The 21,106-nt window shown below is 32.9% G+C and carries 23 protein-coding genes; 12 read left to right on the plus strand and 11 right to left on the minus strand.

The features are described 5' to 3' along the window. Positions 1-235: 235 nt before the first annotated feature. From LOS89_RS06500 to LOS89_RS06535, 9 genes are all read left to right on the plus strand, one after another. The gene (locus LOS89_RS06500) at positions 236-2,353 is read left to right on the plus strand and encodes a ribonucleoside triphosphate reductase (RefSeq protein WP_255670828.1); all 2,118 of its coding nucleotides are present in this window, start codon (positions 236-238) and stop codon (positions 2,351-2,353) included. Beyond that, on the plus strand, positions 2,334-2,498 hold the full coding sequence (nrdD, locus tag LOS89_RS13090) for an anaerobic ribonucleoside-triphosphate reductase (protein WP_073584401.1): 165 nt from the start codon (positions 2,334-2,336) through the stop codon (positions 2,496-2,498). The genes LOS89_RS06500 and nrdD overlap by 20 nt, the downstream gene beginning before the upstream one ends. Then, positions 2,455-3,177 carry an anaerobic ribonucleoside-triphosphate reductase activating protein gene (locus LOS89_RS06505; protein WP_231834479.1) on the plus strand — a complete coding sequence of 241 codons (723 nt, stop codon included), beginning with the start codon at positions 2,455-2,457 and terminating at the stop codon, positions 3,175-3,177. Before nrdD ends, LOS89_RS06505 begins: the two co-directional genes overlap by 44 nt. A 33-nt stretch (positions 3,178-3,210) precedes the next feature. Next, the gene (locus tag LOS89_RS06510) at positions 3,211-3,645 is read left to right on the plus strand and encodes an RrF2 family transcriptional regulator (RefSeq protein ID WP_231834480.1); all 435 of its coding nucleotides are present in this window, start codon (positions 3,211-3,213) and stop codon (positions 3,643-3,645) included. A gap of 36 nt (positions 3,646-3,681) precedes the next feature. Continuing rightward, positions 3,682-4,617 carry a quinolinate synthase NadA gene (gene nadA / locus LOS89_RS06515; protein ID WP_231834481.1) on the plus strand — a complete coding sequence of 312 codons (936 nt, stop codon included), beginning with the start codon at positions 3,682-3,684 and terminating at the stop codon, positions 4,615-4,617. A gap of 6 nt (positions 4,618-4,623) precedes the next feature. Further along, complete coding sequence (gene nadB / locus LOS89_RS06520) at positions 4,624-6,147, plus strand: L-aspartate oxidase (protein WP_231834482.1); 1,524 nt, start codon at positions 4,624-4,626, stop codon at positions 6,145-6,147. Then, a complete protein-coding gene (locus LOS89_RS06525; protein WP_231834484.1) occupies positions 6,147-6,578 on the plus strand; it encodes a c-type cytochrome in 432 nt (143 codons plus the stop codon). The genes nadB and LOS89_RS06525 overlap by 1 nt, the downstream gene beginning before the upstream one ends. Continuing rightward, entirely contained in the window at positions 6,575-7,900 is a 1,326-nt protein-coding gene (locus tag LOS89_RS06530) for a cbb3-type cytochrome c oxidase subunit I (RefSeq protein WP_231834486.1), read from the plus strand. Before LOS89_RS06525 ends, LOS89_RS06530 begins: the two co-directional genes overlap by 4 nt. Positions 7,901-7,993: 93 nt before the next feature. After that, complete coding sequence (locus LOS89_RS06535; protein ID WP_231834487.1) at positions 7,994-8,431, plus strand: RrF2 family transcriptional regulator; 438 nt, start codon at positions 7,994-7,996, stop codon at positions 8,429-8,431. Positions 8,432-8,458: 27 nt separating this feature from the next. On the opposite strand, the gene LOS89_RS06540 is transcribed toward LOS89_RS06535, so the two are convergent. From LOS89_RS06540 to LOS89_RS06550, 3 genes are all read right to left on the minus strand, one after another. Further along, entirely contained in the window at positions 8,459-10,444 is a 1,986-nt protein-coding gene (locus LOS89_RS06540) for a TonB-dependent receptor plug domain-containing protein (protein ID WP_231834488.1), read from the minus strand. Between the two features lie 61 nt (positions 10,445-10,505). After that, positions 10,506-11,351: a hypothetical protein gene (locus LOS89_RS06545; protein ID WP_231834489.1), complete on the minus strand. Its 846-nt coding sequence runs from the start codon at positions 11,349-11,351 to the stop codon at positions 10,506-10,508. Positions 11,352-11,467: 116 nt separating this feature from the next. Beyond that, a complete protein-coding gene (locus LOS89_RS06550; protein ID WP_231834490.1) occupies positions 11,468-11,842 on the minus strand; it encodes a hypothetical protein in 375 nt (124 codons plus the stop codon). Positions 11,843-11,963: 121 nt separating this feature from the next. On the opposite strand from LOS89_RS06550, the gene LOS89_RS06555 reads away from it, so the two are divergent. The 3 genes from LOS89_RS06555 to LOS89_RS06565 all read left to right on the plus strand — a co-directional run bounded on the left by LOS89_RS06555 (position 11,964) and on the right by LOS89_RS06565 (position 14,409). Then, a complete protein-coding gene (locus LOS89_RS06555; protein WP_231834491.1) occupies positions 11,964-12,551 on the plus strand; it encodes a Crp/Fnr family transcriptional regulator in 588 nt (195 codons plus the stop codon). 47 nt (positions 12,552-12,598) lie between these two features. Next, a complete protein-coding gene (locus LOS89_RS06560) occupies positions 12,599-13,768 on the plus strand; it encodes a hypothetical protein (RefSeq protein WP_231834492.1) in 1,170 nt (389 codons plus the stop codon). An 86-nt stretch (positions 13,769-13,854) separates the two neighbouring features. Then, on the plus strand, positions 13,855-14,409 hold the full coding sequence (locus tag LOS89_RS06565; RefSeq protein WP_231834493.1) for a fasciclin domain-containing protein: 555 nt from the start codon (positions 13,855-13,857) through the stop codon (positions 14,407-14,409). Between the two features lie 68 nt (positions 14,410-14,477). On the opposite strand, the gene LOS89_RS06570 is transcribed toward LOS89_RS06565, so the two are convergent. From LOS89_RS06570 to nosZ, 8 genes are read right to left on the minus strand one after another with little or no spacing between them, the layout of a single operon-like run. Then, a complete protein-coding gene (locus LOS89_RS06570) occupies positions 14,478-14,921 on the minus strand; it encodes a copper resistance protein CopD (RefSeq protein ID WP_231834494.1) in 444 nt (147 codons plus the stop codon). Beyond that, positions 14,921-15,292, minus strand: coding sequence for a group III truncated hemoglobin (locus tag LOS89_RS06575; RefSeq protein WP_231834495.1), 372 nt, complete (start codon positions 15,290-15,292; stop codon positions 14,921-14,923). The genes LOS89_RS06570 and LOS89_RS06575 overlap by 1 nt, the downstream gene beginning before the upstream one ends. Positions 15,293-15,315: 23 nt before the next feature. Then, positions 15,316-16,083, minus strand: coding sequence for an ABC transporter permease subunit (locus tag LOS89_RS06580; protein WP_231834496.1), 768 nt, complete (start codon positions 16,081-16,083; stop codon positions 15,316-15,318). After that, the gene (locus LOS89_RS06585) at positions 16,067-16,789 is read right to left on the minus strand and encodes an ABC transporter ATP-binding protein (RefSeq protein WP_231834497.1); all 723 of its coding nucleotides are present in this window, start codon (positions 16,787-16,789) and stop codon (positions 16,067-16,069) included. The genes LOS89_RS06580 and LOS89_RS06585 overlap by 17 nt, the downstream gene beginning before the upstream one ends. Next, positions 16,786-18,018 carry a nitrous oxide reductase family maturation protein NosD gene (locus LOS89_RS06590; protein WP_231834498.1) on the minus strand — a complete coding sequence of 411 codons (1,233 nt, stop codon included), beginning with the start codon at positions 18,016-18,018 and terminating at the stop codon, positions 16,786-16,788. The genes LOS89_RS06585 and LOS89_RS06590 overlap by 4 nt, the downstream gene beginning before the upstream one ends. Then, complete coding sequence (locus tag LOS89_RS06595; protein ID WP_231834499.1) at positions 18,018-18,443, minus strand: nitrous oxide reductase accessory protein NosL; 426 nt, start codon at positions 18,441-18,443, stop codon at positions 18,018-18,020. Before LOS89_RS06595 ends, LOS89_RS06590 begins: the two co-directional genes overlap by 1 nt. Positions 18,444-18,445: 2 nt before the next feature. Then, on the minus strand, positions 18,446-19,039 hold the full coding sequence (locus LOS89_RS06600; RefSeq protein ID WP_231834500.1) for a hypothetical protein: 594 nt from the start codon (positions 19,037-19,039) through the stop codon (positions 18,446-18,448). A 54-nt stretch (positions 19,040-19,093) separates the two neighbouring features. Next, complete coding sequence (gene nosZ / locus LOS89_RS06605) at positions 19,094-21,073, minus strand: Sec-dependent nitrous-oxide reductase (RefSeq protein ID WP_231834501.1); 1,980 nt, start codon at positions 21,071-21,073, stop codon at positions 19,094-19,096. Positions 21,074-21,106: the final 33 nt, after the last annotated feature.

Below are 21,106 nucleotides of genomic sequence, written 5' to 3' on the forward strand. Positions count from 1 at the left end.
TGTCTAAATTATTCATTATCCTTTCCACAAATAATCAATGTCTTTTTTTAAAATCTAATTTGACTTCATTTTTAAAATGTATATTCTAAAATATAACATAAAACGACGTCCCCCTAAATAAAAACTTATCAACAAAATTTAAATGCAATTTGTTGATTACTATTTATCCAAACAGGACTAAAAAGTCTTTTTTATATTTAAATTTGCTTCATATCGCAATTAAAAATTCTGCACTATGGACAAATATGTTATCAAAAGAAACGGGCAATATCTTCCGTTTGAAGCATTTAAAATTGAGGATGTTATACTGAAAGCGTTTAGCAGTGTCTCAGAAAATTACAATGCTAAAGTAACCGAAAAAGTATTTAAGTTATTACAAGAAAAATACACTTGGGCAGTTGAAGATATTCAAGATAAGATTGAAAAAACGCTTTACGAATACGGTCATTATGAAGTGATGCGTTCTTTCATGTTGTTCCGTCATACTCGAAAACTGCAGCGCGAACACGTTTTAGGATTAAATGAAGATACCACTTATGTCGATAGCACTCAAACCATAGAAGAATACACCAACCAAACCGATTGGCGTATCAATGCCAACGCCAATACTTCGTATTCCAACGCAGGTTTAGTCAATAATGTCGCTGGAAAAATCATTGCGAATTATTGGTTAGACAAAGTTTATTCGAAAGAAGAAGACTATGCACACCGAAATGGCGATATTCACATTCACGACTTAGATTGCTTAACGGGTTATTGTGCGGGTTGGAGTTTACGTGTTTTACTAAATGAAGGTTTTAACGGAGTTCGTGGTCGAGTGGAAAGTCGTCCTCCAAATCATTTTAGAGAAGCATTAGGACAAATGGCGAATTTCCTTGGAATTTTACAAAGCGAATGGGCCGGTGCTCAAGCGTTTAGTTCGTTTGACACGTATTTGGCTCCTTATGTTTTCAAAGATGATTTATCGTATGAAGATGTTTTAAAAGCAATTCGAAGTTTCGTTTACAATTTGAATGTGCCTGCACGTTGGGGACAATCGCCGTTTACGAATATTACTTTGGATTGGGTAGTTCCCGATGATTTAAAAGAGCAAATCCCAACTCGAAACGAACAGCATCTTTTCAAGGGAATTACATCTGAAGATTTTATACAAAGAGCCAAAGAAAGAGGCGTTTCAGACATTACCGAAATGCGTTACGAACATTTTCAAAAAGAAATGAATCTCATCAACAAAGCCTATTATACGGTTATGACCGAAGGCGATGCGCATGGACAGCCGTTCACCTTCCCTATTCCAACGGTTAATATTACTGAAGAATTTGATTGGTACGGAGAAAATACCGATATTCTTTTCGAAAATACAGCTAAAATTGGTTCGTCATACTTCCAGAATTTTATCGGAAGTCAATATACATATGATGAAAACGGCAATAAAGTTGAAAATCCAAATGCCTATAAACCGAATGCCGTACGAAGTATGTGCTGCCGTCTCCAACTCGATTTACGTGAATTACTAAAAAGAGGAAACGGTTTATTTGGAAGTGCAGAAATGACCGGAAGTATCGGTGTCGTTACTATCAATATGGCGCGATTGGGTTATCTAAACAAAGGCAATAAAGCGAAGTTATATTCCGATTTAGATCGTTTGTTAGAAATTTCGAAAGCAACTTTAGAGAAAAAACGCGTTTTCATTCAGGAAATGTACGATAGAGGTTTGTTTCCGTATACCAAACGTTATTTGCCCCATTTCAGAAATCACTTTTCTACAATTGGTGTGAACGGAATTAACGAAATGATTCAAAATTTCACCAATGGAAAAGAAGACATCGTTTCAGATTACGGAATGGCATTCGCAACCGAAATTTTGGAACACATCCGAAACAAAATGAGAGCCTATCAAGAAGAAACAGGCAATTTATACAACTTAGAAGCAACTCCAGCAGAAGGTACTACGTATCGTTTTGCCAAAGAAGACAAGAAACGTTATTCCGATATTATTCAGGCAGGTGAAGGTGAAAACATTTACTATACAAACAGTTCGCAATTACCAGTTGATTATACCGAAGATCCGTTTGAAGCTTTGTTATTACAAGACAATTTACAATGTCAATACACTGGAGGAACGGTTTTGCACTTGTATATGAACGAAAAATTAAGTTCGGTAGAAGCGTGTCGTAATTTCATTAAAAAAGTGATTACGAATTTTAAATTGCCCTATATCACGGTGACTCCAGTTTTCAGCGTTTGTCCAAAACATGGCTATTTGAATGGCGAACACGAATATTGTCCTAAATGCGATGAAGAATTATTAGCAACCTTAAATACAACATCTTATGCAAACACAAACCACTGAAGCTTTGCTTCAACACCATGAAAAAAGAACCAAATGTTTGGTTTATACACGAGTAATGGGCTATCACAGACCTGTAGAAAGTTTTAATATTGGAAAAAAAGGTGAACACAAACAACGAACCCACTTTAGAGAATGTAAATCTTGATTTTCTAAACAAAAAAGCCATTCATAGTTTTACACCCTTCACACTGTTAGATTATCCCGATAAATCGGCTTGTATCTTATGGTTTGCAGGGTGTAACATGAAATGCGATTATTGTTACAATCCCGAAATAGTTTTCGGAAAAGGCTCTTTTTACCTTTCCGAAATCATTTCGTTTTTAAAATCCAGAAGCAATTTGTTGGATGCCGTAGTTTTTAGCGGTGGCGAATGTTTGATACATAAAGACATTATTTCATTCATAAAATTAGTAAAAAGTCTAGGATTTTTAATCAAAGTGGACACCAATGGAAGTCAACCCAAAGTACTCGAAAAACTAATAGAAGAACAACTCATCAATTATGTGGCTTTGGATTTTAAAGGTCCGAAAGAAAAATTCTTTGCGATTACAAAAGCTGATTTTTATGCTCAATTTTTAAATTGTTTTGAATTGCTTCAAGCGAGTTCTATTCCATTTGAAATTCGAACTACTTATCATTCCTCTTTATTGAATCCAGAAGATATTGCTGCAATGCTAAACGTTTTATTAGAATTAGGTTACGAAAAAAACTATTACATTCAAAATTTTAGAAATTATCAAAACACGATTGAACCACTACCGGATTCGCAATTAATTTCTGAAAAGGATATCCATCACAATATGACTAAAATCATATTTCGATGATTTAAAATGACTAACTTTGTGCAAATTTTAACTATGTTTTCAAAAACTTGTGAATATGCCATACGAGCTACTATTTACATTGCCTCAGAATCGTTTGCTGGCAAGCGTTGCGGTATTCGAGACATTGCCAGAAAAATTGAATCGCCAGAGCCTTTTACTGCCAAAATTTTACAACGTTTAGTAAGAGTCGACATCATAAAATCGATTAAAGGAAATGGCGGAGGATTTGAAATAGATAAGGTACAATTGAAACACATTAAATTAGAACAGCTCGTAAAAGCTATCGACGGAAATGACTTATTTGACCGATGCAGTTTAGGACTTCATGATTGTTCCGACAAACAACCGTGTCCTTTTCATCATAAGTACAAACCATTACGTGAAAATTTAAAGAAAACGCTGAAAGAAACCTCTCTCTTGGATTTAATTAGTGAATTCAATACCGGAGAGACTTTCCTTAAGCTTTAAAAAATTTAATTAAATAAAAGACAAAAATATCCTCTAATGAAAACAACTTCGGATTTAAAAGAGAAAATTCTTGAATTGAAAAAAAGAAAGAATGTAGTTATTTTGGCGCATTATTATCAAGAAGAAGCCATTCAAGAAATTGCTGATTTTGTGGGTGATAGTTTAGAATTATCAAGAAAAGCATCTCAAGTTGATGCGGATATTATCGTTTTTGCTGGTGTTTATTTCATGGCAGAAACCGCTAAAATTGTCAATCCTAATAAAAAAGTAATAGTTCCCGATGTAAAAGCAGGTTGCTCTCTTGCCGATGGTTGTCCGCCAGATGAATTCAAAACTTTCTTAGAAAATTATCCGAATCATACCGTTGTAACCTACATCAATTGCACAGCCGAAGTTAAAACTTTAACCGATATAGTTTGTACTTCTTCTAATGCTAAAAAAGTAATCGCATCTATTCCGGAAGACCAACCCATTGTTTTTGCTCCAGATAAAAACTTAGGCAAATATTTAATAGCTGAAACTGGTCGCGATATGGTTTTATGGGAAGGTTCTTGTATTGTTCACGAAGCATTTTCATTAGAAAAATTAATCGATTTATATAAAAAACATCCCACCGCTACTATCATTGCACATCCTGAATCGGAAACACATATTTTGAAGGTAGCGCATTACATAGGTTCGACTTCTGGCATGTTGAATCATGTAAAAAACAGTTCAAACGACACTTTCATCGTAGCCACAGAAGCGGGAATTTTACATCAAATGCAATTGGATAATCCGACCAAAACATTAATTCCAGCGCCTTCAAAAGAAGACAATACTTGTGCGTGCAGTGAGTGTGCGTTTATGAAAGTCAACACCTTAGAAAAACTCTATCAATGTTTACAAGATGAACATCCGGAAGTACATTTGGACAACGAAATCATCGAAAAAGCTTTACTTCCTATTCAAAGAATGTTAGCGCTAAACTAAAAAATCATGCAAAATTTAGAAACCGATATACTCATAGTAGGAACAGGATTAGCGGGATTATCACTAGCAAAATATCTCAGCGAGCAAAATCCGAACTTACAAATTATTTTACTTAGCAAAACCTCTATTGACGAGTGCAATACCTATTATGCTCAAGGCGGAATTGCCGTAGTACACGATTTTATCAAAGATAGTTATCAACAACACATTCAAGACACTTTACTTGCTGGAAAAGGCATTTGCGATAAAAAAGTAGTCGAACACGTCATTACAGAAGCACCTACCCGATTGCAAGAATTGATTCAATGGGGCGTGGAATTGGACAAGAATAATTCAGGTGAACTGGATTTAGGGTTAGAAGGCGGTCATTCTCAAAATCGTATTGTACATTACAAAGACAAAACAGGATTAGAAATTGAAACCAAGTTGATTCAAGTTGTTCAAAATTTACGGAATGTCACCATCAAAACTTCCTTTTTTGCAACTGATGTTTTGCAAGACAATCAAAAATGTATCGGAATCATCGGATTTGATGAAAAAAGCGAAGTGACTTCAATCGTAGCAAAAGCAACTGTTTTAGCAACTGGTGGTTCGGGACAAGTGTTTGGCGTGACTTCAAATCCTTTTGTTTCTACAGGTGATGGTGTTGCAATGGCCTATCGAGCGGGAGCAAAATTGGAAAAAATGAAATATATTCAATTTCATCCCACAGCACTTTACGAACCTAATAAAAGTCAGGCTTTCTTAATTACTGAAGCCATTCGAGGATTTGGAGCTCATATTTTGAATCAAAAAATGGAGCGTTTTGTTTTTCAATATCATCCTGATGGCGAATTAGCGACACGAGATATTGTTTCGAAAGCCATTTCGGATCAAATAAAAAAAGAACATTCGCAACACGTTTGGCTGGATGTTACACATTTGCCGATAGACACATTTAAAACAAAATTTCCAAAGGTTTTCAACTATTGTTTTGAAAATGGCATTGATGTTTCAAAAGATTTAATTCCGATAACTCCGGCAGCGCATTATCAATGTGGCGGAATTGTCGTGGATGAAACGGGAGCAACTTCTATCAAACAATTGTTCGCTATAGGAGAATGTTCGCACACCGGACTTCATGGTGCCAATCGATTGGCTTCAAATTCATTATTAGAAGCGATTGTTTATGCGCATGATTTAGCGAATCATCTCATTTCATCAATAGATGCGATTAAATTGAATAAGTCTGAAATTACGTCCATTCGCTATAAAAACATTCATCACGACCAAATTTTGCAATTCAAAAACCAACTGCAACATTTCATGAAATACGATGCTTTGTACACTTCGGGAAAAAATACTGAAAAAGTATATGAAATGGTTACCGAAATGAGCAAACGCTTCAAAATGAAGTTCAAAAATTATGATTCGCATCCGTTTTTATGTGAAACTTATAATTTAATTCAAACCGCAGAAATCATTTTAAAAGATTGTTTACCCAAAAGATACCGCGTAAAATCGGTTAAAAAAGAAAAAACTATTTCGTAATGCTGAATCTATTTGCTCATCCAAAACGCATTTTTTTGGTGCTTTTCGTTTGCTTTCTAGCGTTTAGCATTTGGATTTATGCCATTCCGCTTTTTAGCCCAACTCCCTATTCTGAAAAAGAACTTCATTTAGTAGCTGAAGGTCGATTGGTTTGGCAGAAAAACAACTGTCATACGTGTCATCAATTGTATGGTTTAGGCGGTTATTTGGGTCCGGATTTAACGAATGTGTATTCGAGAACTGCCAACAATGAAGCGTATATCAAAGGCATAATAAAATCGGGAGTAAAACAAATGCCTGCTTTTAAAATTTCGGATGACGAAATGAATGGCCTTTTACACTTCTTAAAAAATGTAGATGCCACCGGAACATCAAATCCGCAAGATTACCAACCTGAAATAATAGGAACTTTTAGTTTAGAAAAGAAATGAAGAATTTTGGAATTTGGCTCATCAGAATAGCACTTGTATTGTTTGTTTTAGGCTTGTTTTTTGGACATTTAGCTTCCGAAAGTTATCGCATTACCCAACCAAAATCGGGTGTTATGGGATTTTTATCGCTTCGTCCGCTTCATGTGAGTAGCGCTTATTTAGGCATCATAACTGCTGGATTAGGTTTTCTGACATTGATTATTGCAAAAATGAAAACTACTCGATTTGGAAGCTTTTTACAATATCTTCATTTTGCACTTTGGGTGATTGCTTTGCTGGGAATTTTCTACAGCTATTTTACAGGTGATTTTGGAGGAAGAGAATACTGGGAATTCAATCCCGTTTGGGCTTTACCGATATTTATTTCTTTTATTGTTTTCTTAGTTTTCTATCTGCATCAAATTGGATTTTCGATAAAATGGCCCGTTTATTATTGGATGTGGCTTACTGGAATTATCTTCTTTATTTTCACTTTCATCGAAAATTATTTGTGGATTTTCCCTTATTTCAGACAACATTTTATTGCCGATATGACAATTCAGTGGAAAGTAAATGGTTCGCTCGTGGGCGCTATCAATCAAATCATTTATGGCGTTGCTTTTTATTTGATGGAAAAAATTAGTGGCGATGAAAAATCGTCCTATCAAAAACTATCATTTGCCATGTATTTTCTGGGAATGTTTAATTTGATGTTCAATTGGGGACATCATATTTACTTGCTTCCAACCGAAAAATACATTCATTACATCGCTTACGCAGTGAGCATGACCGAATGGATTATTTTGATTCGTATTTTTTACAAATGGAGTCAACAAATCAAAGAAAACAAACAGTTTTACTACTTTTTCCCTTACCGCTTTTTAATGGCTTCTGATTATTGGGTAACGATAAACTTAACCCTCGCGTTATTTATGTCAATTCCAGCCATCAACTTATATACACATGGAACGCATATTACGGTGGCGCATGCTATGGGAACTACCATTGGGATTAACACGATGATTATTTTAGCAGGTGTTTTCTACTTTATTAAACCGACTTTTAATTCGGCAAAATGGCGATTGTATGGCAGTATTGCGTTTTGGATAGTACAAGTTACCTTATTACTTTTTCTAATTTCCTTAATTGGAATGGGTGTTCAACGCGCGATTTGGCAAGCCGGATTGACTTCTGAAAGCTTCAGCAAAATGAGTAGTTCCAGTGGAAATTGGGTTTTACTTTTCATCATTTTGGGAACAATTTTAATGTTCAGTATGGCGAGTTTTTTCATATATCTGTTTATTCAATCTTGGAAGAAAAACAAATTGAACATTGAAGAATAAGTTTATCCTAAAAATACGATGATAAAAATCAGGTGAAATATCATAATTCCATTGTATATTTGGCCTTTAATTCTTTCAAATTTATCATTACTTATGTTTTCAAAATCATGCAATTATGCTATAAAAGCCACTATATTTATTGCTAAACATTCCTTAGAAGAAAAAAAGGTAGGTTTTGTTGACATCTCCAAAGAAATCGATTCGCCACAAGCGTTTACAGCAAAAATTTTACAAATACTAGTAAAAGCGGGTATTATCGAATCGGTAAAAGGTGTAAATGGTGGATTTTATATTCCGAAAAAGAGAATTAAAAAAACTTTCTTAGTTGAAATTGTTGATGCTATTGATGGTGATGCAGTATTTCATGGTTGCGGATTAGGATTATCGCAATGTTCTGAAACACATCCTTGTCCAGTGCATGATAAATTTAAAAGTATTCGAGATGAATTAGCTCATATGCTAGAAACCACGAATTTAGAAGAATTAGCTTTGGGAATTAAATCAGGAGAAACTTTCTTGAAATCGCTATAAAACCAATTCTTCTAATTTGTAGTATTTTTAAAACTGAAACATCAAATTAACAAAGACATTTCGTCCCATTCTTGGAAGATTTTTCCAATCGGTGTAAGTAGTATAATTAGCATCGAACATGTTTTCAACACCAGTATTTAGGATCATTTTTGATTTTTCAAAAGTAAATTTATAACCAAAATTAGCATTTACAATCACATAATCTGGTGTTTTGTCTTCACCATAAAAAGCGTTATATTGAGTTTGTGTAGCATTTCCTTTTAGTTGTAATTCTGAACTAAATTTTCCAGGTCTAAAGCCTAAAGAAGTCATGTAATTAAACGGACTCATAAAAGGCAATCCATTACTCTCATTATCTTTTCCTAAGTTGTAGACAAATTGTCCTTTCCAAATCCAGAAATCTGATAATTGATAACTTACGGTAAAATCAGATGATAAAATAGTCGCATAATCTAAAGCTGTATAGACTTTAATACCATTAGCACCAATAGTCATAGGTGCTACCGAAGCATCAGGAATTCCGATGATATAATCGTAAATATGAAAATACGATGCAGATATTTTGGTTTGCCATTTCGCATTTTTAAAACCAATATTGGCATTTCCTTCTAAGGATTTTTCGCTTTTTAAGTTTGGGTTACCAATGTAATCAAATCCGTCAAAGCTGTTGAATAAATAAAAACCATACCCTTCTGAAATTGACGGAGCGCGTTCGCCATAACCCATTCCGAATCCATACAAAATCCCGTCTTTGTTGTAGAAATAATTGGTGGAAAAACTTTTTAGGAATCTAGATTTTGAAGCTTGCATTTCAGGATAGAAAATCTGTAAACTTTGTAAGCCGAAATCACTTGCAACATTGTTATTATGAAAACCTAAATTCGTAGTGAATTTCAAATTAGAATGACAGTTGATTTCGAAATTATCTTCCAAATAAATTCCAGCATACAACGTGCGAACATCAGGCCAAGTGTACATAAACATTAAGTTTTCGTTTGGATCAGATGGATACATCGTCATTTCGGCAACGGAACGATTGTAAAACGAATTCAAATTGGCTAAAAATTGATGTTTTTTGTATTTTCCATTTACTTTGGAATAAAAACCATAAGTGTCGCTCCAACCTGGCATATCCATATGAATAGGAACAACAGGGCGTTTGGTATCGTCCATAGTGTGCGTAATCGTATTGAAATAGAGTTTGGTTTCCCAATTATCGATTTGTTCCAAATTAGGCTTGCAATTGAATTTTACTGACGAAATAAAAGCTTCCGCTAAAGAAACATCCATTGGTAAAGCAGGATAACCGACATTGGTAGCTCTATCAAAAATTACTGAAGCTTCAATGTTTTTATTAGGCGCCAATCGATAGCCAGAAGTTGTAGAAAGATTTAATTTTCTAAACTGTGAAAACTGAACTTCCTTATCATTTCCTGCTTTGTAATTTTCGGCATCGCGAAACATTACATCGGTATCCACATAAAATAAACTATCAGCATAATTGATTGCCGAACCAATGATTTTTTGACGATTATTCGTTTCATAACCTGAGTTAACAAAGAATTCCCAACCCGAATTGGTAAATTGGCGTTGGCTTCTTTTTAAATCAATAGAACCACCAATCGTACTTCCATGACAACTGCCTTGTTGCCCTGAAGAAATCTTAGCTTCAGACAAATTAGAAACTTCAACATAGGAAGTTACTGGGTCCATTTTATCGGTACAAGCACCAAAGATTCGCATTCCGTCGATTGTGACTACAGTGCGTTCGGTTGCCATTCCGTTGATGATGGGTTCCCAAGCATAAGCACCTCTTTTGATTAAATCTACTTTGGTTGATTTTTGCAGAAATTCGTCTAAAGTAGCAAGTGTTTTGGTTTGTTTTTCGTGCAAAGTTGCTTTTGTTCCTACTACCAAAACTTCTTTAAGTTCTTTGGTTTTGATAGAATCCGCTTCTTGACTAAAAGTAAAACAAAACGAAAGTGACAGAAAAAATACTATTAATTTTTTCATGATATAAAAGTTTTAAAAAAGGTCATTATAGTGTCATAACGACCCTTTTTATAAGTAAAATTTAAAATTCGATTTCGAAGAAAATACTACTAGCAGTAACTGTTTCTGTGATTTCTTCTCCTTTTAAGATAGTTCCTTCTGCGTCAGCTAATTGTAAGTTGATTTTCCAATAACCTGTCATGGTTAACGATAATTTCCCATCATATAATCCACCAGCAAGCGTTTGAGTTGCATGAACGTTATTCGGAGAGGTATGATTTCCCATACTTGGCATTCTAGGATCGATTTTTACGGTGTAACCATCCACAACTGGGAACGTCATCATGTTTTGCATTTTCCAAACGCCAACTTTCATATCATTGATGGCTACTTTTGGATGATTAGGCCCAATGTAAGCCACTAAATACTTAACACCATCAGAACCCGTAAATGTATTTACTTTTCTTTTAGCAGAAGCTGGCACATCAATTACAGAAGTTGCAGTATAAGCAACATCATTAATAGCATAATCGATTTTTAAATCCCAATATTCTGCATCATTCTGAGCCATTTGAAACATAACATATCCTTCGTATAAAGTACCATTTTCAGTTACTTTTTCTACTCCTGAATTAGGACATGAATGCGTCATTGAAGTCATATGCATTAATGGTGTCCAACTCACTTCGGCATTTTTAATATAATTGTTGGTTCCGTTTTCTCTGATTCGTAGGCTAATTTCGTTATATCCTTGTTCTAAACTCCCCAAGTGAGAATACAATTCTATCGTATGAGTATCGTTAGTAATTTCTTTAAATTTAGTGATCCCGTCTAATTCATTTACAGTAGTTTCATCATCGTTTGAACAAGACACGAAAGTTAAGGCCATAGCAAATACTGCTACAATATATTTTATTGAAGTTTTCATTTTATTTTTAATTAAAGTGATTGTAATTACATCTGAAATGAGATTTTTCAGTGAAATTATGATATAAGTTGAGTAAGTTAATTCAGAAAATGAACTAACAAAAACCAAATATTTAATTAAGAAATAAATGTGGGTGGATGAAAAAAGGCACAATCATTCAAGTGAAAGTAAAGGTTAGAATAATTGTTACCAATAGAAGTTTTATTTAAAAAATAAATTTGTCTAATTTCTATAGGTTGAATTACCTGAAAAAATACAATTTCAGTATGCTCGAAAGATATTTTTTTATCAGAAGAATTTTCAGAATTACTTTCGGAAGCTTTTGCCAATTGTTTTGCCAAGTGACACTTACCGTTGCATTTTAATTCGGGTTTGGATTTGTTTTCACAAAGGTTGGTTACAATGTAATCATAGTTCACCGCATACTCTAAAACCGGAAGTATTGGCTTAAGAAACATTAGTGCTGTTAATATGATTAGTAATTGTTTCATGAGACAAATTTACAGCAAATAAATTAGGGTTTAATATGATTTCAGTCATATTTTTTTTACTTTTATTGAAATTAATTTGTGCTTTATCTAAAAGAATTAAAGCCTTCAACACAACTACTTTATGCAAATTGATTTAGATTTATTATTTACTTGGGGTGCTATTGCCAAAGAGTACAAGAAAAATGAAATTATTTTTCATGAAGAGGAATCGGCGAATTTTTATTATCAAATTATTGACGGTTGCGTAAGAATGTACAATTCAAATGATGAAGGAAAAGAGTTTACCCAAGGCTATTTTAAAAATGGTCAGAGTTTTGGAGAACCTCCTTTATTTATTGATGAAGTATATCCTTCTACAGCAGTAGTTTTCAAAGATTCCAAGATTATAAAAATTTCGAAGGAGAAGTTTTTAAAGATTTTAGAGGAATATCCTTTTATTCAGAAGCAATTCTTGAATTTAATGGCAACTCGAATTCACACCAAAGCCAAAACTACAAAAGACATTGTAAATCAAAAACCAGAGTTTCGAATTTTAGCTTTTTTAAATGCCCACAAAAACCCCGATTGTCCTAAAAAAGAATTGGTAGAATTTACAAGACAAGAAATTGCCAACTTTACAGGTTTACGCGTGGAAACTGTGATTCGAGAGCTTTCAAAAATGAGCAAGACGAATAAAGTGGAAATTATTAATCATAAATTATATTACTGATGTCTTTTAAAACAACTTTTTGGATTCGGTTTTCGATTTTTAATCTGATGCTTGTTGCATTATTAGGACTTTTTATGCGTTATAAGATTCTGTTTGAATTTCCGCTTCTCGATCAAAAAAGTTTGCAACATTCGCACTCTCATTTTGCTTTCGCTGGTTGGGTTACGCATACTTTAATTACCCTACTCATTGCTTTTTTACAAAAACAAGATACGCTTCACAAAATAGCATTTAAGAAATACAATCTTATTTTAATTGCGAATTTAATTTGCTCATATGTAATGCTAATTTCCTTTATCATTAAGGGTTATGGCTCGATTTCGATTACTTTTTCAACCCTTTCTATTTTTGTTTCTTACTGGTTTGCTTATGTTTTCTTCAAAGATTGCAAACAACTTGAAACAACTTCTGTGGCGATTAAATGGTTTAAAGCGGCTTTGTTTTTTAATGTGATTTCGTCTTTAGGTACTTTTGCTTTGGCGTACATGATGGCTACTAAAAACATTCATCAAAATGAATATTTGGCTTCCATTTATTATTATTTACATTTTCAATATAACGGTTGGTTTTTCTTTGCTTGCATGGGATTGTTGTTGGATTATTTAAAAGTAAATTCAAACACTAATCGCATTTATTCGCAATCGTTTATCTGGTTATTTTGGTCATGTATTGCAGGGTATTTTCTATCAACACTTTGGTTAGATTTACCATTTTTAATTTATGTACTAACTGCTATTTCTGCGATTGTCCAGGTTGGAGTTTGGTATTATATGTTTAAAACAATTGTCCAAGAAAACAAATCAATTTTTGTTAACCTTCCAGGATATTTGAAATACTTGATTATCTTCATAAGTTTTGCTTTAAGTGCGAAATTTCTATTGCAATTAGGCTCAACAGTTCCTGCTATTAGCAAATTAGCTTTTGGTTTTAGACCAATAATCATTGCTTATTTACATTTAATATTATTGGCAATTATTTCTCTTTTTCTTCTATTTTATATTTATGCTAATAAATTTATTGTTATTAGTAAACAAACTATTTTAGGACTAATTCTATTTAGTATTGGAGTTGTATTAAATGAAGTTGTACTAGGAATTCAAGGAATTGCTTCATTGAGTTACACTATGATTCCTTTTATCAATGAAGCTTTATTTGGAATTGCCCTACTTCTTTTTGTTAGTATTTTATGGACATCTTTTTTTATAAAAAAAGGTTAAAAAAGTATATTTTTATGATTCTACGCATAAAATAACAACGTGATAATCAAGTACTTTGTGTATATAAATTTTACAAATTGTACGTCATGAAAAATTCCATTAAAACTTTATTATTAGCTAGTTTACTAATCACATTTGGATGTAAACAAGGAGAAGAAACAACTTCAGAATCAACATCAGAAACTACAGAAATACCATCTGGTGGACAAGAAAATGTTGTTGATGAAAATTCTGCTCCAAACATTGTACAAACTGCTGTAGGAAGTAAAGACCATACTACTTTAGTTACCGCAGTAAAAGCAGCTGGTTTAGTTACTTCGTTAAGTAATGCTGGTCCATTTACAGTTTTTGCACCAACTAATGCAGCATTTGATAAATTACCTGCAGGAACAGTTGATGGTTTATTAAAACCAGAAAAGAAAGGCGATCTAGAAAATATTTTAGGCTACCATACTTATGTTGGTTCGCTAAAAGCAGAATATATGCAGGATGGTCAAGAATTTGACATGGTATTTGGCGGAAAAGTTAAAATAACCAAAAAAGACGGAAAAACATTTGTAAATGGTTCTGAAATTATAACATCGATTGAAACTTCAAACGGAATTATTCATGTTATAAATGACGTTTTACTTCCAAAATAGGAAACAATTATTAATTCATCTTTTTATAAAGGTAAAAAGCGCATATTTCATAATTTGCGCTTTTTATTTTATATACCTCCTATTCGTATTAAAGAATCTAATACCAACATTGAGATTGCTATAAAAGTCACAACAATAATTAGAATTGTAACATAATGATGCTTGCTAGCAGTAAGTTTAGGAAAAATATAAAGTTGTGCTGAAATAGCCAATATTAAAGAAATAAAGAATAAAATAATTTTGATTGAGATTACTTTTTCAATTCCGTTTGAAAAAGAAAACCATTTTACCAATGTTACATCATAATCATAAGCCATTAAAATTTCGGTTATTACTAAAGTAATTAATGATGGTATTCCTACAGGTTCAAATTTATCTTTAAAACTTTTTAAGTTATCTAAATCTTTAGTTTTAATTGCTTCTGGCAAATATCGGATTGCTAAAATAAGATGACCACCTATCCAAACTGTTGCGGCTAATAAATGGATAATAAGTAGTAAATGATGGTACATTATGTTAATGTTTTATACTTGATAACGTTTGCTATATTGATTGCTCTTTCTTTAATTTCATCTGCTTTTTTCCCTTCAAATAATTCATCAACTGTTTTTGTAAACAAATAAACCCAATGTTCAAAGTGTTTTGGATTCATTGGAAATTTGTTATGCAAATCTTTATGTACTTGCATAGGACTTCCATTATAATTTCCTGTATAGAAAAGAATATTTTCCCAAAAATCGTACATTATAGGCAAATGCTTTTCCCAGTTTACATTAGCAATTTCTGTAAATAGAAAACCTATAACAGCATCAGTTTTAATTTTATCGTAAAAGGTATCGACTAAAAGTTCAATATCTTTTCTATTTCTAATATCTGTTTTCATTTTGTAATTTTATTAAATAGAAATTACAAGTCTTTCTTGTTGAATTTTCGCATCGAAATGAAAAACGGAATAATTGCCCACAAACTCAATAGCACAAATGAAACTATTAATCCAACCGAAGTCCCAAAGAAATCTTTAAAAATTGCTCCTGTATATCCCATCATGGCAGAAACATCTAAATGCAAAAGAATTTGAATTCGAGCTAAGTCTATTGGACTAAAAGCGGTGATGCCAACCATCATATTTTCGATTGGATATTCAGCTAATTGGAACAGTAAAAACAAAACCATTCCGTCGAATAATAGTGCGAAATACAACCAAATCATTATCGCTAAACCAATTCCTTTTGCTTTATCTCGGGTTAAAATCGAACTCAAAAAAGCCAAAGCGACAAAGATGACTGAAATCAAACAACCATTGAGCAACATCATAAAACCAATACTATCAGGAGAATTGACTAACAACGGAATTCCAGCACCTATAAAAAACGCAAAAACCATTGCCGTTGATAATCCGAAAAACAAACTCAGCCAAATTTTTCTTCTTTTGATGGGTTGACTTAGTAAAAGTTCAATAAATTCGGCACTATTGTACAAATAAATCGTAGCGAATAAAATGGAAACCAACGGAACTGTGAATAAAATCACATTCAAAATCGTTAGTAATCCTTTTGACGAATTATCTTCCAAAGCAAAAGAACTCCAAGATAAAATAGACAAAATCAGCGTGTAAGCCAAAACGATTTTGTTTCGGATAATGTCGGATAATATGATTTTAATGATTCGGTTCATTTTGCTTGTTCTTTAAAATTTTGGCAATCGCTTTTGAGATTTTCTCTTCACCTGTAGTTTCTTTTAATTCTTCCACTTTTTGATGAAAATGTACTTTCCCTTCTTGCATAAAAATGATTTCGGTAATTAAATCATCCAATTCACTTAGTAAATGCGACGTAATCAAAATCAATTTCCCTTTTTCTTTTTCTTTGATGATTTTTTCTTTTAAAACCTCAGCCGCTAACGGATCTAAACCAGCAGTAGGTTCGTCTAAAATCAATACATCTGGATTAAAAAGAAAGGCTAACACAGCACTTACTTTTTGCGTAGTTCCACCAGATAAAGTGCGCATTTGCTTATCAAACATTTTTTCTAATTCGAAAGCATGTAACAAATCCTCATCCAAATTATCTGATGAATTTCGAATCTTTTTTATCATTTCGATAATTTGACCAATTGTCATGTTATCGGGATATCTTCCAATTTGTGGCATGTAGCCAATTTTTTCGCGATACAAATATTCACCTAAAACAGAATTTCCGTTAAAATGAATCGCACCCGAATCTGGCAACACCATTCCTAAAACTGATTTTATCAAAGTGGTTTTTCCACAACCATTCGGACCAATTAAAGCGATACATTCTCCTTTTTTACAAGAAAGATTGATGTTCTTTAAAACTTCAAATTTTCCAAACTTTTTCTGCAATTCTTTTATCTCAATCATAGCGGCAGTGACTTCATTAAAGGCTTATTATCTACAAAATTATTAGGTGTTATACTAGGCAATACTTTTTCAGATTTATCTAACAGTGTTATCATGAAGCTCCGATACAGCAACATGGCGGAAGGCGTGTTTTCGGTAAGCACAGCAAACAAACTCAGCGGATGATAAGGCACATCACCCATTCCATCTTTGTCTAAATCGTAACCTTCATATTTGTCCCAATAATTCGCATTAAACGTGTTTAAAACCAAACTTCCATTGGTACTGATATCGAATGTGTTTTTCAAGAAATTATTATTTACGATTTCGTTTTCCATACAACTCGCTTGGATTTTCATGCCCCAACCATTCGATTCGAAACTGTTTTTTTCAACTTTGATTCGAGACGTTCCTTCCATGTAAATTCCCGAGGTATTTCGAGCAAAACGATTATTAAAAATGTAACTATCGGAGATTTCTTTTAGTAACAATCCGTAAGCTGAATCGCCCCAATTTTCCTCAAAATAGTTATTAAACATTTTCACGTTTTTAGTAAACATTACGGCTACTCCTGCTCCATTGTTCTTGAAAACATTGGTTATATAAGCATCATCATTTGAAAACATAAAATGTAGTCCGTATCGAATATTATTACTCGCAATGTTTCTCCAAATAACGGATTGTGTAACAAATTCAAAATAGATTCCGTCTCTATGACCATTAATTGTATTTCCAATAATTTGTAAATTAGAACTTTTCCAGCAATGAATTCCATTTCCTATTAGCTGTTCTGCTTTACCATAAGCTTTAATTGAGTTGTTCTTAACAACACAGTTAGTGCTGTTTTGTAAATAAATTCCAAAGAAATTATTATCGAGAATATTTCCTTGAATTATTACATTATTTTTATCATAAACACGAATTCCACAAGGATCGTCTAATGCAGCATGTCCAGAATTAATTACTTTGAATCCTTTTACCACCACATCATTGGCATTGATAGATAATACTTCTTTTTTATGTTGGCCATCCAAAACAGGGAAGTTCTTACCAATAAAATAAATCTTTTTATTGATTAAAATCGTTCCCTCTTTATAAATGCCCGAATGTACTAAGACAGTATCACCATCTTTTGCTAATGCAAGGGCTTGCTTGATTTTCTTTACTGGAAAGTTGGCGCCTACCTGAATAGTAGCTGCTTTCCCAATTGAAAAAAACAATAGGAATAATATGAAACTGATTTTTTTCATTAATACATAGTGAAAACTTGTTCCCAAGTTAGCATTTCAGCATTTAATTGTTTTTGAAAATCTTCTCTCTCTTTGTCTGTTGCGAAAGCAGCAAAGTTTCCTCTCATAGGAGAATTAATTTTGCCTCCTCTTAAATAAAAGGTTTGTTCCGCAGGAATTAAAACATTGTCTTTTGTGTAATCATTAACAAAGAAAGATTGTACTTGAACATCTTTACTCTCTTTTGCATATGACAACATACAAGATAAATCATCAAACTTATAGTAACGACCTTTTTTTGTAAGTAATTCGGCACCAAATTTTCCATTTGAAATTGTCATCTTACAAAAGTCACAATTATCAACATTTAACTTAATAGGATTAGGTTCGTTCGAAACACATGAAATTATAAAAATCGACGAAAATAAAAGGACTATCTTCTTCATAACTATATATTTTGTTTTCTTTTAAATAAATTGAATCCTTTAAACACAATGTAAAACAATAGTGTTCCGGCAATGATTAACATCCAACCTCCAATATCTGGAACAGAATAAGCCCCAAAATTTAATAATTGTTTATATCCAATTAATGGTGGTTGATAGGCCATTCCTGGTACTTTTATAGCAGCATTTGGATCTAAATTATGTCCATATTCGTAATTCCAGCGGTAAAAATCTACTCCAGCTAAGATAACGAAAAGCACAAAAGTTGCGAAAAAAGCTAAGACAAATTTTCTATTATTAAGAAAAATTAAACCTAAAGAAATTAAAGAAAATGCACCAATTATGTAAGGCAAAATTTTAAATTCGATAAAATTTTCTGTGTGCAGAGTTGCCATTCCGATGTAGTGATTTAAACCGTTAATGATTTCTACATCGCCACCAATTTTATTAGCATATAATTTTAGCACCAAACCTTCAGGATATTGAGGCGCATCTAAATCGATTTGCCACATAGGAACAAACAAAGATCCTAAAAACAAACAAGATATAATAAAAAGAAAGATTTTTGAAACTAACGAAATTTTTGAAGTTTCCATAAAAAAAGGGTTTAAAAAAGGGACAAAAGTTAATTTGTCCCTTTTGTTAAAAATTTATTTTGTTGCAGGTAGATTAGTGCCTAAACTAAATTGTAATGGAACATTAGAACCTTTTGGTGAAACTCTAATATATCCTTGCATTTCTTGATGCAATGCCGAACAAAAATCGGTACAATAGAAAGGGTAAGTTCCCACTCTATCAGGAATCCATTTTAATGTTGTGGTTTCTCCTGGCATAATTAATAATTCTCCATTATTTGCTCCTTTTATTGCAAATCCGTGAGGTACATCCCAGTCTTGTTCTAAATTTGTTACATGGAAATATACTTCATCTCCTAAGAATACTCCTTCAATATTATCTGGAGCAAAGTGAGAACGAATAGAAGTCATATATACATGTACTTTATTACCTTCTCTCACGACTTTAGCTTCTTTTTCACCTTTAGTAGCAAATGGATGTTTATTATCATCTAATTTATAAAACTTCAATTGGCCATTGTTTCTAATTAAGTCAGCTGGTGCTGCTTGTGCATAGTGTGGCTCTCCAATAGTTGGGAAGTCTAAAATTAGCTTCATTTTATCTCCACTAATATCAAATATTTGTGCTGATTGCGCTAATTCAGGTCCTGTAGGCAAATAACGATCTTTAGTAATTTTATTATATGCAATTAAATATTTACCAAATGGTTTTTTACTATCTCCTCCAGGAATACATAAGTGACCAACAGAATAATAAGTAGGAACGCGATCTAATACTTTTAACGTTTTAATATCCCATTTAACTACTTCAGAAGAAACGAAGAAAGTTGTATAAGCGTTACCTTTTCCATCAAACTCTGTATGTAATGGCCCTAAACCAGGTTTTTGAACTTCACCATGTAAAGCAGCTTCATATTTAACAACAGGAATTCCTCCATAATCACCTTCAAATGTTTTGTTTTTTATTGCTGATTGTAATTTATCGAAACTAAATACAGGAATTAATGCAGCTAATTTACCAGAACCTACAATAAATTCTCCTGTAGGATCAACATCACATCCGTGTGGTGATTTAGGACAAGGAATCATATAACAAATATCTTTAAGCTCTGAAGCATCTAAAACCAATACTTCATCTTTCATTTCAGATTTTGCTGTATGTGTATGTTCGTTCCAAGTATTATGCGCATATTTTACTTTTTGTTTTTTACCTTTTCCAGCTTTAATATATTCTTCAGCTTTTTTCCAGTTTACAGCCATGATAAAGTCTTTATCACGTTGAGAAGCATTTACTTCTAACAAAGTATTGGCTTGTTCTGTGTTGTAACAAGAAAAGAAAAACCATCCATGAGATTTACCTTTTCCTGCATGAGAAAGGTCAAAATTTACCCCTGGAGTAAGAATTTGAAATGCCAAATCCATTTCTCCTGAAGTTTTATCAACGCTAACAAAACTGATATGTCCTTTATAATTTTCTTTATACGTATTAATAGGAACATCTCCGTTTGAATAATCTGCAGGAACACTAAAACGAGTACCGGCAACTACATATTCTGTATTTTCAGTAATAAATGGTGATGAGTGATTACCTCCACTATTTGGTAACTCAATTATTTCAGCAGTTTTAAATGTTTTCAAATCAATTCTGGCGATTCTTGGTGTATTATTTGCATTACCAAAAACCCAACGTCCATCAACTTCACCATTTGTTTGAGACATTTCTGTATGATGTAAATCATCCCAAGGCACAAATCCATGTGAAGTATTCAGCATAGGTTTTGTTTCTTCGCTATATCCCCATCCTTTTTCTGGATCAACAGAAAAAACTGGAATAACTCTAAACAAACGTCCACTTGGTAATCCGTAAACACTCAATTGTCCACTAAAACCACCTGAAACGAAATTGTAAAACTCGTCATATTTACCAGGTGCAACATACGCTTTTTCCGCAGCATCTCCACTAACTGCATCTCCAGAACTTTTTGGCTTACAAGAAGTGATTAATGCACTACCAAAGGCTATTACTAAAATTGCCTGTACAAATTTATTTTTCATAATATGTGTAGTTAAATTAAGGCATTGTATTAC

The organism is Flavobacterium channae, from assembly GCF_021172165.1.
Taxonomy (GTDB): Bacteria; Bacteroidota; Bacteroidia; order Flavobacteriales; family Flavobacteriaceae; genus Flavobacterium; species Flavobacterium channae.